This window comes from Fibrobacter sp. UWR2 (genome assembly GCF_002210285.1).
Taxonomy (GTDB): Bacteria; Fibrobacterota; Fibrobacteria; order Fibrobacterales; family Fibrobacteraceae; genus Fibrobacter.
Map to the genome: position 1 here is coordinate 41420 of NZ_MWQE01000013.1, position 17306 is coordinate 58725.

Below are 17306 nucleotides of genomic sequence, written 5' to 3' on the forward strand. Positions count from 1 at the left end.
CGGAAGTATGAAGTTCGATTTTACACCAGATCCAAAGATTTTAATTGCGTTGACGCACACATCCATACAACCATTGGATGCATTATGCGAATTAATCGATAACTCCATAGACTCGTTTTACAGTGCGAAGATTGATGGAGAAAAGATTGACGATCCGATAATAGTCGTAGAACTACCCACCAGAAAAAATTTAAGCGAAAATTCAGGCGTCTTACGAATACAGGATAACGGCCCTGGAATGACATCAGAAATAGCAGAAAAGGCTATTAAAGCAGGATATTCTGGGAACAATCCTTATGATACTTTAGGCCTTTTTGGAATGGGCTTTAATATTTCTACTGGGAAATTGGGCAACCGGACTACTTTTTATACAAGCAGATCAGACATGTCTGTCTGGGTGAAAACGGAAATTAATCTTGAAGAGATAAACAAGAAAAAGGATTACTCACTAGATGTAGAAGAAATTCCTAAGAAAGAACTTGCTATTGGAAACCATGGAACGATTATAGAGATAAGAGATTGGTGGCCAGAGGGCAATCAAAATCGAAATTGCATTTTAAAACTGATTCAATATGGGATGCCGAAAATCCGAGAAGAAATCGGCAGGCGATATGCTTCCATTTTGAGAGAGGGGAAAATAAAGATCTCCATAAATGGTGAAAAATGTGTTCCTTTTGAACATTGTATTTGGGACAAAAAGAGATTTGTTGTACGAAAGAATGGAAATGTCCCCGCATGTTTTGAATTTGATCAGGTAATAGGATCAAATCGTCGTTGCGGGAAATGTAGAGCAATTCTTCCGTCGGAGGAAACCACATGTCCACATTGCGGTTCAAATTCAACTAGGACGATTGAAGAAAGAATAAAAGGATGGATTGGAATTCAAAGATTTGATTCTGATACTGAATTCGGTATAGATTTAATTCGCAACGGTCGTGCAATAAAAATTGCAGAAAAAAATGCTTTCTTTGAATATGTTGATGAATTTAAGAGAACCATTAAGGATTATCCCATTGACTCACAGTACGGACGAATTGTCGGCGAAATCCATTTAGATTTTGTTCCTGTTGATTTTATGAAACAGGATTTTCAAAGAACGAGTGCAGAGTGGTCAAGAGCCATGACTTTCATTCGTGGGAACAGCTCTTTACAGCCAACACAACCCAATGCAGACTCCAACATTTCGCCACTATTTAAGCTTTATCAAGCGTATAGACGAGTTAGAAATTTTGGCCGTGGTGACATGTATATGGGTTATTGGGAAGATGGTTCAGCACATAGAATATCTCGCGATAAAGAAAAAGAACTTTATGAAAAATTCAAGCAAAAACTTCCTGGTTATTACGATGACAGTGAATGGTGGAAATTAGTCGAAAATGCTGATCAACCCCCTGTTGAAGAATTGCCTATTTGTCCTCAATGTGGCTCCCAGAATTTAAAGGAAGATGAAACTTGTAGTGTTTGCGGATATATTTTACAAGGAAAAACATGCGTATTTGAGGCGTGTGGAAAATATATTCCAAAATCGGCAATAAATTGTCCTCATTGCGGTGCAGATCAGACACCAAAAATTCTTGAACCATGGATATGTGAAATTTGTTCAACAAAAAATACAGCTAATGCGTCAAAATGTTCAAAGTGTGGCTCTGCCAAAGGGTTCAAGAATCCATTATCAGAAGACAATTTACTGAATAATTCAGAAAAAATCGATTCCTTGTCTTGTTCTAATTTGATTGTTAGATACCCTGATGGCGAAAATAGCCAACCTATTCAGGTAGATGTTTACGCCGTTCGAACGCCAATGCAAATACCAACGTCTCGACATACAACCCCAATTATTGTGGAAAAGAGTGTTGGGAAAATGTCGGTTTTCTTAGACCACCGTCATCCAGTCTTCTCACAATACAATGTTTCGAAAGAGCATATGATTGCAAGTGAAATAGCCATGTATTTGTTTAACGCTCATCCGCTTAATGGCAGTAAAAATGGGCATAGTTTAAGCAATTTAATATGGCGAGTTCTAGATACAAGATGGAAAAATACATTAGAAGTTAATGTTGATTCTGTCTATAAAGAAGCCTCAGAGTTTATGGATGATTTGCGCTTAAAAATGAGCGACCTTCTGAAAGAGCATGCATCGACCTATTTCAATGAACTCGATAACGAACAGAAAAAAAGTTTGACCAATTCATTGATTTCTAGCGAAATTGATCTTTCGACAATTGGCGAACTTAAAGATTCAGGAGCGTATTTACTTTATGTGCCGTATTCTTTTTTGATCTCCATATTCCATGACAATCCAGAAAAATTCTTTAATGGGGCAATATGGAAAAATTCGTTAGCCATTGGCGGAGAAGAGCTTCTTGGGGAAGACAATATACTGTCCATGCGAGAAAAACTGATTCGGCAATATGAAAATTGTTTGCATGATGTCCTGCAATTCCTAGAAAATAAGTATTCTGACACCATAACACTTCAACGAGTAAAATTATCCATTGAGTTTTTAAGAAAAGAGATGGTTACATAATGTTCGATAATTTGCGCGACATTGCAAACAGTTCATGGCAGGCTTTTGAACGAAATATTTGCCGATTGCTTCTGTATATGGGATTCTCAAATGTTCGACTTGTCGGACAACGAGATGACCATGGAGCCGATGTTGCAGCAATACGATATGGGAAAAAATGGCTGTTTCAGGCGAAACACTGGAAAAAGGCTGTAGGAGATTCTGTTCTTGAAGAAACGCTAAAAGCTCTATATGAGTACAAAGCAGATATACCAGTAGTTGTTGCCTCTATGGGGTTTGACTCTTCAGCCAAACAGTATCAACAAAATTTGATGCGCTATAATAAAGTTCCGATGCAACTATGGGATGCATTAAGACTGGTAAATGAAACAGAAAAACTGCCTGAAAAAACTTTGAATACTCGCAGCATTCGCAAATATCAGGAATCGGCGATAAAAGAAATTACAGGCGCATATTTTTCGGGTGAAAAAAGAGCTCTTGTGGTTCTTGCTACTGGTTTAGGAAAAACATTTGTTGCTGCAGAAAGTATTCGAAGAATTCGGGCAATTGAACAAAAAAGAGTTCTTGTTTGTGCACATACTAATGACTTAGTGTACCAATTGGAACGCGCCTTTTGGCCGTTTCTTAAACCTTCAGAAACGACTCTTGTTTGGAATAATTATGAACCACAAAATAACGAAAGCTTAGAAAATGCAGATTTTACTTTTGCTTGCGTTGACACTGTTTACAATTATATAATTAATCGAAAAGAGCTCCCCATATTTGATATCTTATTGGTTGATGAATGTCATCACGTTGGTTCATCCATGTATGACCAAGTGTTTGATTATCTTGCTGCGGGAAAAGAAAACGGAGCTTTCGCATTAGGGTTAACAGCAACACCGTGGCGGGCCGATGAAGTTCAAATATCAAAATACTTTGGTGAGCCCAAAATAAGCGTAGACATAATTGATGGGTTGAAAAACGGATTCTTAGCAAATATTGATTACAGAATATTTACAAATAATATTGATTGGAATTCACTAAAAAATATAAAAGGAAAATCTTTTTCACCAAAGCAGATTAACAAAACTCTTTTTATTAATCAATGGGATGATTCCGTCGTTGATACATTCCATGAAGCATGGAATGAACAAACCTATCCAAGAGCAATTATCTTTTGCGGAACTATTGAACACGCAATAACGATGAAAAATAAGATAAACGCTTTAGGTTTTTGTAGAGCGGAAGCAATTTATTCCAATGCATCAGATCGTGGATTTGAAGCAATGGGGCAATACAAAAGAAATAGAATATTAAGCGATTTTGACGAAGGGAATATAAATGTTATCTGTGCCGTTGACATTTTTAATGAAGGAATTGATGTTCCTGATGTTAATATTTTAGTATTTCAGAGGGTTACACATTCTAGAAGAATATTTATCCAGCAATTAGGAAGAGGATTACGTCTATCTGAAGGTAAAGACAAAGTTATTGTGCTAGATTTTGTTTCTGATATACGACGATTTGCCGCCGGTATTTCTCTAAAAAATTCGGTTTGTTCAACGCGTGACGCAACACGAATCGATTTGCCGAATAAAGTGACTTTCTACAAGGCGAATAAAGAGGACCCTCAATCGGAATCGTTTTTGAGACAGTGGCTGGATGATGTTGTGGCTATTGAGTCTTCAGATGAAGACGCCAGTGTATTAAAGTTCCCTCCTGCATTCGAAGAGCAATACGATGACTTATAATGACCTTTTAAAAGACATTGAAAAACTTATCGGTTTGCATCTGCATAGTATAAGACCTGGTGCAGAACTCACTGTTGAAGCGATTGAACGGGAGAAATGTTCCTTGTCATTAAGAAATGTGCAGGGTAATTTAAGAAAACGAAGCTTAGATGAAATAAGGAATCTTTGGAACGAACTTCAAAAAAAGCGAATCGTTCATGTTGATGGCTTTTTGCATGGTTCGGGTTCAAGTCGAAATCAGCCGGAAACGATCCTCGCCAATTTGCCGTATATTGAATGGTTGAAATACAATGGAAAAAAACACCTTGCTTATGTAGAGAAATCAACACATGAATTCGGCACGCTTCGCGAAATGAATCCTGTCGAACAAATCGGCTTCTGCGAAATGCTGGCTAAAATTCAAAATAAACAGCATTTCTATTCTTATGCAGTAGTCACAAACGATATCAAACAGTGCATAGATGGTTTTAATAAAGATGCATTATTTGGCTTGACTATTATCGAACAGGGAGCTTACGCATTGTCTTTGCCCAATAATGAAGTTTTATTTTTGTCTGCTGATAAGTATAAATTACCCAAAGGGGTTTATCCAATTTTGTATGATCGAGAAATTTCGGGAAAGAAGCCGATAATAAAAATAGACGACAATTTGTACTATTTTGACAAAATATATCCGATAGATGTTTTGTTCGCGGGAGGCAAATAATGCCAATTGATCAAGAGTCTTTAAAAAAAGATTTGCTCAATATGAATGAAAATGAGTTTTATATTAAGCATATTTTAAAATCAAGGAATTGGTATTTTTCTCAGTATAGGAATTTTAAAGACGATGTACTTATTGATAAAATTGACGAGTTTAAAGAAATTATCTCAAAAAATTTTAATGTTAGTTTTCATAGCGTAAAAATGGTTGGCAGTGCCAAAGTGGGCTTTAGTTTGTCTCCTGATAAAGGACTTAAAGAATTTCATGATGGGAATAGCACCGAAAAGGCGTCGGATATAGATGTTGCAATAGTGTCAGATAGATTGTACAATGAGTATTGGGATTTTTTTCGAAGGGAAAACAACGTTAATTACTATTTCCCTTTAGCAAGAACTTTTTGGCAGGTTTCGAGTTCAATATATAAGGGGTTCATAAATTCCTGGAATATCCGTGAAATCGACAATATGCGAAAAAAATGGGATGCGATTGTAGATCCTACAAATAGGGCTCTACGTGAAAGACTTTTTATTCGCCATGAAATAAACTATCGTTTGTATAGAAATTGGGATGACTTACGAGAATACCAACTAAATGGAATTATTGAAGTGCAAAAGAAACACAAAGAAAAGAATGGAGGCGACAATGTTTAGATACGATGACACGAAAAAAACAATCAATGAAATTCATACCATGTTTAAAGAGGGGTCGCTGATAGTAGACGATAGCTATCAACGCCGATCTGTTTGGGGGGAAAAAGACAAAGTTCGCTTGATTGAAACCATATTACTACAAATGATTGTTCCAGAATTGTTTTTTTGGAGAGCGAAAACTGACCCACAAACAGGATCGTCGATTACTCATATTGTTGATGGTCAGCAACGCATAAAAGCTATATCTGAATTCGCTAATGGACAATTTAAATTGTCTGAAAGGTACTTAATTAACGAAGCAAAGAAAGATCAATTTAAAGATAAATTTTTTAATGATTTGTCAGATGCAGAAAAGACCAATTTTTGGAATTACACACTAGTTGTTATAGACATAAAATCGGAGACGGAGAGGAATGAAATCGTAGATGTCTTTAACAGGCTTAATTTGACTAATTATTCTCTTAATTCGCAAGAAAAGAGGCATACAAAATCTGGTTTGTTTGCGGAATTGGCAGAGGAAATCGCAAGTGAACCCTTTTGGGGTAATTATAAACTATTTAGCGGCGTTGATGTAAAACGAATGAAGGATGTTGAATTTTGTGCAAACTTGATTGTTTTGCAACAAAAGGGAATTATTGATCAGATAAATCAGCAAGTATTGAATGATGCTTATGCAGACATGCAAGAAGAGTATCCTAATAAAAATGAGGACAAAGAGTCGATAATAAAGGCGATTTCAGGTGTAGAACAGCTTATCGTGTCAGAGGAGATGATGCTGTTTGCTAGAAGAAAAACGCAGTTGTACACGTTGTTTAGCCTTGTTCTGGCAATGCAAAGAGACAACAAAGAGATTAACGAAGTTTGTATAGATCGTTTGAATAAATTTGTAAAATTGTATTCGCGATTTAAAAATGATCCTCAAATACAAGAAAGTTTGGACTCCAATCAAAAAATAATTTACGATAGGCTGAATAATTACAAGTTAGCGTCGTCGGAAGGTTCGAGAAAACTAGCAAATAGAATGATTCGATACGAAATTTTGTCAAATTTCATTAATGAAGGCAATGCAGATTTAATTGCCGCTATGGATTCTTTAAGAGTGAAATTGGGCCTTGATTTGAGTAATGTAGAAGATGAAAACTCCGATGAACAATGAGGTTTGTTATGAAAGAAAATGAAACCTTATTTAAAGCCTGGAGTGGTTTCCTTCAGCAAGAAAGTATTTTGAATGAAGATGACTTGAAAAATCTTCAGGATGTTTCTTTTTGTAGGAACCACAATTTTCTTGGCCGCTACAACATCCCTGTTATCTTATTGAAGAGTGTTGTTGAAAACGACCATAAATATGACGGACGGCTTTACAAACGATTCTTCTTATTTGATAAGTATTCTATAAGTAATGATTGGTATCATTCGGAAACAGAAACAAATCGAAGAGATTTCTTTAGATGGTTTGTAGATCTTTGTAAGCAAAGGGGTGTTTATAATAAAGTTCCCCAAATTATAATTGAAGAAGCGGAATCTTCAGACAATGGCAAAAAAAATGATCTATTCAAAAACAATACTGTAAAAGATAAACAAAAAACTAAAAATACAGGTGTTATGTCTTATTCTCAAAACATTCTCTTCGGTGCTCCGGGTACTGGAAAGTCTTTCAAGATTGACGACCCTGAGAAAGGTTATGGCTTAAAGAATGTTGATGAATCCCGTAAATTCCGCACCACGTTCCATCCTGATTACGATTATGCGCAATTTGTAGGTGCCTACAAACCGCAAAAAAATCAGGTCGCAAATAAAGCCCTTAACAAAAACGAATTGACTGCCATTCTAAAAGAAATGAAGGATGGCAACAATTATCCTATTCACAAATTTTCCGCGTTGTATTCAGACTCGCTTTTGAAGCTTTCTAATGCAGAACAAATTGAAATTATAAAAGAAGCGGATTCTCCAGAATCAATGGCTGTCGAGCTGAAAAAAGGAATTGCTGTTGGTGAATATTTGAAAGAGAAAATTGACGGAGGTTCCATTACCTATTCTTTCGTTCCACAGGTTTTCGCAAAGGCTTACGCTGCTGCTTGGAAGCAGTATTTCGCTGCGGGTAATGTATCGACTGTCGACAATCAGGTCTATCTCGTTATCGAAGAAATCAACCGCGGGAACTGCGCCCAGATTTTTGGCGATATTTTCCAGTTGCTTGATCGTGATAGTGCTGGATTCTCGCAGTATGCAATTGATGCAGATTGCGATTTCGCCGAATGGCTCAAGGAAAATGGAATCGGCGATGGCAAGCTCAAGCTCCCACCGAACCTGAACATTCTCGCCACCATGAATACCAGCGACCAGTCGCTGTTCCCCATGGATAGTGCGTTCAAGCGTCGCTTTGATTGGGAGTATGTGCCGATTTCGTTTACGGACGAAGAAGGAAATGAAAAAGAAGCTGCCAAGTACGAAATAGACATTCCTGACGCTAACGGGAAGAATTATCTTTGGCAAAATTTTGTCGAAGCCGTCAATGATAAGATTCTAGACCTCACCGAATCCGAAGACAAGCAACTCGGCGAATTCTTCATCAAGCCTGACAACGGCAACATCATTTCTAAGGAACGCTTCCTCGGCAAGGTGATGTTCTACCTTTGGAGCGAGGTCTGCAAAGACGAACATAAAAACGGCTCATTTTTCCGTGCAAAAATCAATGACAAGGAAGATTTCTTTACTTTCCAGGACCTTTACAAGAAAAAGGACCTTTTAAAGCTGTTTATGGATGGATTGCTGGCTCCTAAAAACTAAGGGACTTGCTTTTGCAGTTTTTGTATATTATATTGGTGATATAGGAGTTCAAGATGACTATGGGCACATTGGCATTTGAGGTTCCCAAAGAGATGGAATCGTTCGTTGAGGCAAATGGCTGCCGCAGCGAATTGCTTCGTAATGCATTGATCCTTTTGCCCTACATACAAGATTTGACAATCTCCCATGGTCGCGCGGCAGAACTACTTGGCATATCGAAAGAAACGCTAATTAACTTGTACGGGGATATGGGTATTCCCTATCTTGATGGCAGCATCCAGTCCGTACACGAAGAAATGGCCGTTTACTCCGCAGCGAAGAAAAAAGAATGATTGTTGTTTCCGATACGACCCCGATTATTTCGTTGTTGAAAATGAATCGGTTGCAATTGCTGCACAGCCTTTTTGGCCGTGTGTGCATTCCGTTCGCTGTATTCGAAGAGTTGACGGGTAATCCCAATTACCAGGATGAAGTCTCCATTTTGCGAGGTTCCGATTTTATTCAAGTTGAAGAAGTTGCCAATGCCGGGGATGTCCAAGTAATAAAAAATGATGGTCTTGATATCGGTGAGAGCGAAGCCATTGTCCTGGCGAAACAACTTTCTGCAGATGTCCTTTTGATGGATGAGGCCAAGGGAAGGCAGGTCGCGTCTCGATACGGCCTTCAAATTATGGGGACCGTTGGCATTTTGCTGCAAGCTTTTAAAGATGGTCTTCTTTCTTATCACGAGATAATTGATTGCGTCTTTTCGCTGCGTCGTAATCATCGCCGGATAAGTGAAAACCTGCTCATGGATCTTATGAAAGAGATTGAGCGTATTGAATCGAGCCGATAGGCATGATTTTCCTGTTCGAACAGTTTGCGTATAAACCGGGATTCCTGGAGAAAGTCCTTCCCCAAAAGGAGAAAGGCTCTAATTGGGATTTGCCGAAGGGCTTCGTTCAAAGGGAATCTAAAGGGCTTTGCAAACTGGACGGTGTCGGCTACCTGTACAACGCAAATTGCAAGTATGTCGAAGAGGGGCAAAAGGAAAAGGACTCCACCGATAGAATCGTCTTTGTGTTGCCCAAGGTGTTTCTAGATGAATCCGGCACAACGGCTTTCGGTCAAAAGATTTCGGCAGACGTAAACTTTAAATTCGACAAGGAATCAAAGGAAGTACCCAAGGAGTTCCTTTCGAATCTTTCGTTATGGGTTTGTAGTTCTATTGCGAAATACAGGCTTTCTAACCCCGCCGATAACAGTATCGATGTTCCCGAAGCTCCAGATGTACGTCATTTTGACAGTGATAAGGCCACCCCGTCCTTGATTGACGTGATGAACGCCATGAAGTTGTTTTACGCCGAGAACCAGAACCTGTTTGTGTTCACGGCAAAGAACAAACACAGCGGCAACAACCGCATCGACTGGCGCCGCACGGTCGCGCATACGCAGCCCTTTATGCAAGGTGACGCGCCCATCTACATGGAACTGGAAAACAAGAAGAAAGTTTTCGACCTAGACGACCGCCTGCTGGTGCTGTACTTTTCGGCGATGCACTACATCGAAGAGACGTTCGGCTTCAAGATGCCGAAGTCGGAGTTCTACGCACCGATTCGCGTGAACGAATTCCGTCGCCTGCTGGGTCACCGCGGGCTGGTGGAACTGCGCCGCATAAAGCACAAGTATTTTGCCGACAAGTTCTTGCGGCTCTACAACATCGTGAAGGCGTTCTTCGAATGGGGCGGTAACTTCAGTGCAAACGATTACAGCAGCGAATACCTGCTCACGAGTAAGTACAATAACGTATTCGAGGCGATGATTGACAAGCTGGTGGGCGATGACTTGCCCAAGCAAATGGAATATTTGAAATCCCAGAAAGATAACAAGGAAGTCGACCACCTCTATAAAGATCGTCAACTCATTTTTGCTGATGAAGACCAGAAAATTTGGTTTATTGGGGACAGCAAATACTACAAAGATGGGAACGGCGTTGAGGGGGCTTCGATTCACAAGCAGTTTACGTACGCTAGGAATATTATCCAGTACAATATTGACGATTTATTGAATAGTGGCGTTGAAGACAAAGATTACGAAGGGTTGCGTTATCGTGATAAAACGACCGAAGGCTATAGCGTCACGCCGAACTTCTTTATTCGTGGAGAAGTACCGGAATTTAACCAGAAACTGGCCAAGGCCCAATTCCAGGACCCGTACTTTAGAGATAATCCTGATCCGAAAAATGAGGACCTGATAAGAAAGGATGATGCGGATTTGTGGAAAGATCGCAATCGTCATTTCGAGAACCGTCTTTTTGACCGCGACACACTTTTGCTCCAAGTGTACAACGTGAATTTCCTGTACGTGCTAAAGGCGTTCACCTCCAAGCGCTCCTCGCTGCGTGAAGAATTCAAACGTGATGCTCGTGATAAATTCCGCGAGAATTTTCTGGAATTGCTAAATGATAAATATGTGTTTTGGGCTGTGTGGGTAAAAAACGGGCTCTTAGAAGATTTCGTTGACTATCATTTTCGAGTCCTTGCGGGAAAAGCATTTAAGCCTAGAGACCTTAAATGCCTTATAATCGCTCTAGAAAAAGAGCATATAATGAGCAACGACCCAAAAGAAAATGGTGAAAACCTGTGGAAAGAAATTGAACGTTCTTGTTCCATGATTCTACGCGTGACACCATACGATTTATGGGGTGAAGCGCCTAAAAAGCAAGAAAAAATCGATTTTCCGCACGCCCGTTTCGACTCCAAGTCGCGTCGATTCCGTGTGCACAAGGGAAAAATCAAGTCTACAGTATTAAATAAGGAAAGTCAAGTTTTGGCTATCGAAAAAGATAAAGAATGGTCTGGGCTATCTTTTGAGAAAATCGATGGCGCTTTTTTAAATAGTTGTGGTGTAGATTTAGAAGAGGCATAAAAAAAAGAACCAAATCAACTACGGATTTGGTTCTTTTATACAAATTGGTGCGGAGGAGGGGGGTCGAACCCCTTTAGGCCCACTCCGAGTATTTTCCCATCAGTGAATAGACTTCATTTTCGGATCGAAACCCTACTTTCTGAGCTAGCCGATTCGGCATATTACACCAGGTCTCCGCAGTAGGGCCCCGACGCACCAGCAAAGATATGAACATGTGCTAATAGCTTTTTTCATAGACTTATCCTCCATTGGATTGATGGTTATTGCAGATAAGGTGAAATACGCGTTCACAGCAAGCCCAATTATGAAGCTTTCTCCAAAGATGATACTCAAGATCAGGAAAACTTTTTCATATACAAATATAGTAAAAAAAATATAATTTGTCAACATTTTTTGAATTTGTCTGCTAGTGATAGCCTATGATAGACTCCCTGCAACTTGTTTTTCGCGTTAGGGATAGTGACCCCTTGGGGCGGAGACGCGCGCTTACGAGCCTAGATCCTCGCCTCCGCGAGGATGACGATTGTTTGCGCGGCTCCGTTGCAAGAGCGGCGCGGGGGTGCCGTAGGCGCGCACGGGGCGCCTTGCGATATAGCCCGACCCGGCGAAGGGTGGACCCTATCGCCTGCGGCTCCAGGGTGACAGGGGCCAACCGAGCCGGGGAACGCCCAGACAGACGCCCATTGCGTGCGAAACGAAGTAATTTCTAACACAAATGGTTGCATTTTGGTTTGTTTTTATGTATTTTTAGTAAAAAAAGAGGTGAATGTATGGCTCAGACGACTTTTAGCATCAGGATGGACAGTGACCTTAAAAAGGACTTCGACAAGCTGTGCGAGGATTTCGGGATGTCGATGAGTACCGCCATAAATGTCTTTGCGCGGGCAGTCGTGCGCGAGCGCCGCATACCATTCGATGTCGCCTCGGCCGATGCTCCGGCGTATGCCGCAGACAGGCGTGTGTTCTATAACGCGAACCCGGTTGCGAGTCGCATGCTCAGAACCATGCAGCAACTTTCCGCCGATGCCGAGAAGGCCGGCTCCGCAGGCATGACACTCGACGAAATAAACGCCGAGATCGCCGCAGCCCGGCGAGGGAAGTAACGCGCGGGTGTTGACTTCCCGCTGGTCTCTTTGTATATTTATCCCCGTATTACGACAATCCCTGCGACAGTCGGCATAGGCCTTGCGGCCCGTACGTGCATCCGCGGTGGGGTTCATCAACCTTCTTGTTGATGTTGTTGGATAGCTGGCAGGAACACGACCTGCTCGAGTGTGTGGCGAAAGCCGCGCCAGGTAACGCCGAGGAAGACCCTCGCCAACAGCACCGCAAGAGCATCCCAAATATAAACAAACCCTAATTGCGCCTGCAGTGCAGACGCAATTAAAACCGCTTTTAACGTTCGCTCATGCCGAGCGGGCTAGAGGATTATTATGGCAAGAAAAACTGATAAATTGGCTGTCGCGGAGTTTCCCCTCATCGACGAAACGTTGTTGAAATCGCGGATATACACCATTCGCGGGGTCAAGGTGATGCTCGATGCAGATTTGGCCGAGATTTACGGGTATACGACCAAAGCATTCAATCAGCAGGTCAAGAATAATATCGAAAAATTCGATGACGATTTCCGGTTTCAGTTGACGAGGACGGAATATCGCGAAATTCTAGGGTCAAAATTTTTGACCCTAGAACAGGGAAAATACTCAAAAACCAGTCCCTACGTTTTTACCGAACAGGGTATCTACATGCTTATGACGGTGCTCAAGGGCGAACGGGCGACTGCTCAAAGCAAGGCTTTGATTCGCCTTTTCAAGCAGATGAAGGACTATATCGTTGCTGAAAACCATCAATTGCTCGGGACAGCGGGAATTGCCCAGATTGCAGCACAGACTGTTCAAAACACGCGCGAAATCGCAACGGTTTCCGCTGAAGTAAAGGAGCTTTCCGGCGAAGTTCGCGATATCCGGAGCGATTTGGGAAAAATCAATGTGGACCTCCGGATGGTCATGGAAAATTTCGTCGATCCCTCGACATACGAGCATTTCTTGATTCTGAACGGGCGTAAGCTGGAGGCGGATGTCGCTTATGCGCAGATTTACGGCATGGCGAAAAAGTCGGTGCTGGTTATTGACAACTATGTAGACGTTAAAACGCTGAATTTGCTCCGGAACGTGCGCAAAGGCGTTTCCGTCCTGATTTTCAGCGACTTGCTCGGTGGAAGCCGCATGACAGACGACATGCTTGCCGATTATCGGGCCGCCCGCCCGGACGTGTCGATTGACAAGAAACCCGCCATGCACAAGTTCCACGACCGCTACATTCTCGTGGATTTCAATACCAAGAGCGAAAAGCTGTACCATTGCGGAGCATCTTCCAAGGATGCGGGCAACAAGATTACGACCATCGTGCAACTGGACGACGTTGATGCATACCGGAACATGTTTGAGGAACTGTTGGAGCAACCAAGATGACCTTGTATTGGATACGGGAAACTGGTGAAAAAAAACAATTCAGTCAACCAAATAAAGGAAAATTACTGTGAAGAAAAAAGCAGAGAACGAGAATGAATTTGAGTTGCCGAAGGAACTCTTGGAATCAATAGCTGGGCTTAATGAACTTATGAGCCAGCATCAGGATCAAGCCGCCGCAATGCTGTACAGATTAATGTTTCGCCATGAACGGGATCTCCATGTACTCGACCGCTATTCAGATGTCGTACTTGAAGGCGTTTCTGGCATGGGTAGCGAGTTCGCGAAAGAGGATTACAGGAATTTCTTGCAATACCTGTCGTATGTTATTCCTAGCGAATATGCTCCGCATAAGGAAATGTACGAAGAAGAGCTCAGAATCGCCGAAGATGATGATGAGTGAACAGCGTGTATTACAATGTGTATTGCAAGGTGTATTGACAAGTGTATATACATTTTCTACAATAGGGAGGGTGTGCAATAACTGTAAGGAGAGCTCATGAAGACGAAGTGCAAAAAGCGCGAGAAGGTTAGGCTGCCCAAGGGGTTCAAGCTGGTTGACGATTTCTTGTCTAAAGAGGAGATTGAAGCGCTTGAAAACGACACCTCGATGAGAGATCCGATGGTTATCACCGGCGGTCATGAGTCGGAGACGCTAGAGGAATCTATTGCGCGTATCAGTCGCGCTATTGCCGAGGCCAAGGAAGAAAAGAAGATGTATTCCATAAGGCTCAAGGTCAAGACAGTGGAATCGATCAAACGCAAGGCCGCCGCCGCGGGCATCCCTTACCAGACTTACGTGAACGTGGTGCTCGACAACGCCGCGTCTGCCTGATTGTAAAATTTTCTTGCTCCCCTAGCCAACTTTCCGAATATTAGGTACATTAATGCCCGACGTGTTTCTCCGTCTAATGGAGAAATGCGTCTTTTTTTTATTTCGATTTTCGGGATAAAGGGGACGCCTCTAACATCAACCGACCGTTTTTGCGGCTAAATGGAGGCTAAAATGACCAAAGAAGAAATTCTAGCTGGTGAATCAGAACTGCTTGAGTTCAAGCGGGATGTTCCCGAACAGAGCGTCAAGTATATCAAGACCGTTGTTGCCTTTGCTAACGGCAAGGGCGGCACGATTGTCTTTGGCGTGGACGACAAGACCCATAAAATTATAGGCATAAAAAAGAGCGAGGTCTTTCAGAAAGCCGACACAATCGCTGATACGATTTTCAACAGTTGCGAGCCCAAAATCAGGCCGAGTATCAATCTTCAGGAAATTGACAAGCGCTACATTATCGTGGTGACGGTTCCTTCTGGAATGCAGCAGCCCTATTACATAAAGAGCATGGGCATTACCGAAGGCACTTTTGTTCGCGTGGCGGCAACGACCCGTGAAGCAGAACGATACATGCTCAAGGAATTGCTTCTTGAAGGTGAAAACGAATCGTTCGATCAGCAACCTGCTGGCGAAACCGTTTCGAAGGAAGAAGTTGAAAATCTTTGTGACAAGATTTATGATTTTACAGCCGGGACATTGAGCAAAAAAGAACGTGCAGCATTGCGAAGGCCGACCGTCAACCAGTTGCTTTCGTGGAAACTGTTGAAGAAGGAAGGCCGTTCTTTAGTGGCTTCGAATGGGTTTAAACTTTTGCAGGGTACAAACGAGGATTTCCCTGACGCAAAGATTCAATGCGCCGTATTTAAAGGAAATGTCCGGGGCGATTTCTTGAAGCGTCAAAATATGCAAGGCCCTCTTTTTGAGCAAATTGAATCGGCCTATCAGTTCGTAATGCAGAATTTGCCTGTTCAATCCAAGGTAAAGGGGCTTTTTAGGCACGACAGTTCCCTTTTGCCCGAATCTGCCGTGCGCGAAGCCATTGCAAATGCGGTGTGCCATCGCAGTTACCTAATCCCTCGCAAGGTGCAGGTGGCATTGTATGATGACCGCCTGGAAGTGACGTCCCCAGGGACGCTTTGCAGGGATATCACCTTGGAAAAAATGCGTGAAGGCATGTCTAGCGTGCGCAACAAGGGGATTGCAGAAACGTTTATCTATATGCGCATTGTCGAAACATGGGGAAGCGGTATTCCGAACATCTTCAAGGCAATGCAAGAAATCGGCTTGCCGGAACCCGTCATGCAGGATTTTCATGGGGATTTCAGGATAACCTTGTATTGGAAAAGGGAGTTACCCAAAACTACCCAAAAGACTACCCAAAAGACTACCCAAAAGACTACCCAAAAGACTACCCAAAAAACTACCCAAAAGATATCCGAAATGGAGTTGAAAATTCTTGAAGTGATTAAGGAAAATAGCGGTTTTTCTCGTAATGAAATTGCCGGGGCTATCGGAGACATCACTCCTGACGGCATAAAATACCACCTTTCAAGTTTGCAAAAGAAGAGACTGTTAAAACGAGTTGGCGGGAGAAAAGAAGGTTATTGGAAGGTTCTCATGCAGCAACTTTCCGCCGATGCCGAGAAGGCTGGTTCCGCCGAAATGACACTCGACGAAATCAACGCCGAAATCGCTGCAGCCCGGCATGGGAAATAAACTTAACCATAAAAGTGAGGAAAAAAATGAACTACACATTTACAGAAAAAGAAGTTGAAATGATGTATAACTGGGGGATGTACGCTGATGGGGAAAGCGGCTTCAATGAAGAAGAACAAAAATTGTACGATAAATTGGAACGAATATTTACACCATTGCAAAAAGAAAAAAGTGAATCTCGTAAGATTTTAGATTTTTTTGAAGAGGTATGCAGCACATATAAGGGTGTATCATATTCTTTGCGAATCCCCGGAGGGAATTGCATAAGATTCATCGACATAGACAAAGACCTTTGCTTTGACACGGAAAAGTCTAGGTATACGGATGTGGTGCTGGAGGTTTCGAAGGTGATAAATAAATTGAAGTTGAAGAAACGGGAGGTCTAGACTCAATAGGGAACGCACTGCGTTCCCTATTAGCCGCTACTAATATGGCTTTTATTCCGACATTAAAGGCTACAAAAAGCGCAACAATATTTTTGATCTAATTGAATTTCGTAAACGGTGTTTACGAAAAAAGCTCCGGCGTAATCGCCAGGATTGGTGGCAAACGTTTTGGTCACTGGGAGGTGCACGATAAATAGCAATTTGACAATCAGTGCCTGTCAAATCCCGCTTGTAAAATTTTCAACCGGCCGTTTTTACGGCTAATGGAGGCTAATATGGCTAAAAATGAAGAAGAATTTGAGTTGCCGAAGGAACTCTTGGAATCAATAGCTGGGCTTAATGAACTTATGAGCCAGCATCAGGATCAAGCCGCCGCAATGCTGTACAGATTAATGTTTCGCCATGAACGGGATCTCCATGTACTCGACCGCTATTCAGATGTCGTACTTGAAGGCGTTTCTGGCATGGGTAGCGAGTTCGCGAAAGAGGATTACAGGAATTTCTTGCAATACCTGTCGTATGTTATTCCTAGCGAATATGCTCCGCATAAGGAAATGTACGAAGAAGAGCTCAGAATCGCCGAAGATGATGATGAGT

General features: G+C 41.9%; 16 protein-coding genes. All 16 read left to right on the top strand.

From position 1 onward, the window contains the following. Positions 1 to 7 precede the first annotated feature (7 nt). Positions 8 to 2527: an ATP-binding protein gene (locus B7994_RS13285; protein ID WP_088638944.1), complete on the top strand. Its 2520-nt coding sequence runs from the start codon at positions 8 to 10 to the stop codon at positions 2525 to 2527. Next, complete coding sequence (locus B7994_RS13290) at positions 2527 to 4260, top strand: DEAD/DEAH box helicase family protein (RefSeq protein WP_088638945.1); 1734 nt, start codon at positions 2527 to 2529, stop codon at positions 4258 to 4260. Before B7994_RS13285 ends, B7994_RS13290 begins: the two co-directional genes overlap by 1 nt. Beyond that, the gene (locus tag B7994_RS13295; RefSeq protein ID WP_088638946.1) at positions 4250 to 4966 is read left to right on the top strand and encodes a hypothetical protein; all 717 of its coding nucleotides are present in this window, start codon (positions 4250 to 4252) and stop codon (positions 4964 to 4966) included. Before B7994_RS13290 ends, B7994_RS13295 begins: the two co-directional genes overlap by 11 nt. After that, positions 4966 to 5613, top strand: a complete 648-nt coding sequence (locus B7994_RS13300) for a hypothetical protein (protein WP_088638947.1) — start codon at positions 4966 to 4968, stop codon at positions 5611 to 5613. Before B7994_RS13295 ends, B7994_RS13300 begins: the two co-directional genes overlap by 1 nt. After that, complete coding sequence (locus B7994_RS13305) at positions 5606 to 6769, top strand: DUF262 domain-containing protein (RefSeq protein ID WP_158213153.1); 1164 nt, start codon at positions 5606 to 5608, stop codon at positions 6767 to 6769. Before B7994_RS13300 ends, B7994_RS13305 begins: the two co-directional genes overlap by 8 nt. Positions 6770 to 6777: 8 nt before the next feature. Beyond that, positions 6778 to 8400, top strand: coding sequence for an AAA family ATPase (locus B7994_RS14310; protein ID WP_233143225.1), 1623 nt, complete (start codon positions 6778 to 6780; stop codon positions 8398 to 8400). Between the two features lie 53 nt (positions 8401 to 8453). Beyond that, positions 8454 to 8732, top strand: a complete 279-nt coding sequence (locus B7994_RS13315; protein WP_088638950.1) for a hypothetical protein — start codon at positions 8454 to 8456, stop codon at positions 8730 to 8732. Continuing rightward, on the top strand, positions 8729 to 9235 hold the full coding sequence (locus B7994_RS13320; RefSeq protein WP_088638951.1) for a DUF3368 domain-containing protein: 507 nt from the start codon (positions 8729 to 8731) through the stop codon (positions 9233 to 9235). The genes B7994_RS13315 and B7994_RS13320 overlap by 4 nt, the downstream gene beginning before the upstream one ends. A 2-nt stretch (positions 9236 to 9237) precedes the next feature. Further along, positions 9238 to 11307 (top strand): LlaJI family restriction endonuclease, encoded by a 2070-nt coding sequence (locus B7994_RS13325; protein WP_088638952.1) that lies wholly within the window; start codon positions 9238 to 9240, stop codon positions 11305 to 11307. 770 nt (positions 11308 to 12077) lie between these two features. Beyond that, complete coding sequence (locus B7994_RS13330; RefSeq protein ID WP_088638953.1) at positions 12078 to 12410, top strand: type II toxin-antitoxin system RelB/DinJ family antitoxin; 333 nt, start codon at positions 12078 to 12080, stop codon at positions 12408 to 12410. 330 nt (positions 12411 to 12740) lie between these two features. Beyond that, positions 12741 to 13778, top strand: coding sequence for an ORF6N domain-containing protein (locus B7994_RS13335; protein ID WP_088638954.1), 1038 nt, complete (start codon positions 12741 to 12743; stop codon positions 13776 to 13778). Positions 13779 to 13845: 67 nt separating this feature from the next. Then, complete coding sequence (locus B7994_RS13340) at positions 13846 to 14178, top strand: hypothetical protein (RefSeq protein ID WP_088638955.1); 333 nt, start codon at positions 13846 to 13848, stop codon at positions 14176 to 14178. 96 nt (positions 14179 to 14274) lie between these two features. After that, positions 14275 to 14610, top strand: coding sequence for a CopG family antitoxin (locus tag B7994_RS13345; RefSeq protein ID WP_088638956.1), 336 nt, complete (start codon positions 14275 to 14277; stop codon positions 14608 to 14610). A 171-nt stretch (positions 14611 to 14781) separates the two neighbouring features. Then, the gene (locus B7994_RS13350) at positions 14782 to 16323 is read left to right on the top strand and encodes an RNA-binding domain-containing protein (protein WP_088638957.1); all 1542 of its coding nucleotides are present in this window, start codon (positions 14782 to 14784) and stop codon (positions 16321 to 16323) included. A gap of 26 nt (positions 16324 to 16349) precedes the next feature. Then, entirely contained in the window at positions 16350 to 16709 is a 360-nt protein-coding gene (locus B7994_RS13355; RefSeq protein ID WP_088638958.1) for a hypothetical protein, read from the top strand. A 275-nt stretch (positions 16710 to 16984) separates the two neighbouring features. After that, the coding region (locus B7994_RS13360; protein ID WP_144063904.1) for a hypothetical protein at positions 16985 to 17306 on the top strand (322 nt) is incomplete at its 3' end.

What these genes read in the sequence shown, in the direction of transcription:
- B7994_RS13335 (WP_088638954.1), top strand. Translation starts at nt 12,741, where the DNA reads ATGGCAAGAAAAACTGATAAATTGGCTGTCGCGGAGTTTCCCCTCATC.
- B7994_RS13345 (WP_088638956.1), top strand. Translation starts at nt 14,275, where the DNA reads ATGAAGACGAAGTGCAAAAAGCGCGAGAAGGTTAGGCTGCCCAAGGGG.
- B7994_RS13315 (WP_088638950.1), top strand. Translation starts at nt 8,454, where the DNA reads ATGACTATGGGCACATTGGCATTTGAGGTTCCCAAAGAGATGGAATCG.
- B7994_RS13355 (WP_088638958.1), top strand. Translation starts at nt 16,350, where the DNA reads ATGAACTACACATTTACAGAAAAAGAAGTTGAAATGATGTATAACTGG.
- B7994_RS13330 (WP_088638953.1), top strand. Translation starts at nt 12,078, where the DNA reads ATGGCTCAGACGACTTTTAGCATCAGGATGGACAGTGACCTTAAAAAG.
- B7994_RS13285 (WP_088638944.1), top strand. Translation starts at nt 8, where the DNA reads ATGAAGTTCGATTTTACACCAGATCCAAAGATTTTAATTGCGTTGACG.
- B7994_RS13305 (WP_158213153.1), top strand. Translation starts at nt 5,606, where the DNA reads ATGTTTAGATACGATGACACGAAAAAAACAATCAATGAAATTCATACC.
- B7994_RS13300 (WP_088638947.1), top strand. Translation starts at nt 4,966, where the DNA reads ATGCCAATTGATCAAGAGTCTTTAAAAAAAGATTTGCTCAATATGAAT.
- B7994_RS14310 (WP_233143225.1), top strand. Translation starts at nt 6,778, where the DNA reads ATGAAAGAAAATGAAACCTTATTTAAAGCCTGGAGTGGTTTCCTTCAG.
- B7994_RS13350 (WP_088638957.1), top strand. Translation starts at nt 14,782, where the DNA reads ATGACCAAAGAAGAAATTCTAGCTGGTGAATCAGAACTGCTTGAGTTC.
- B7994_RS13320 (WP_088638951.1), top strand. Translation starts at nt 8,729, where the DNA reads ATGATTGTTGTTTCCGATACGACCCCGATTATTTCGTTGTTGAAAATG.
- B7994_RS13290 (WP_088638945.1), top strand. Translation starts at nt 2,527, where the DNA reads ATGTTCGATAATTTGCGCGACATTGCAAACAGTTCATGGCAGGCTTTT.
- B7994_RS13295 (WP_088638946.1), top strand. Translation starts at nt 4,250, where the DNA reads ATGACTTATAATGACCTTTTAAAAGACATTGAAAAACTTATCGGTTTG.
- B7994_RS13325 (WP_088638952.1), top strand. Translation starts at nt 9,238, where the DNA reads ATGATTTTCCTGTTCGAACAGTTTGCGTATAAACCGGGATTCCTGGAG.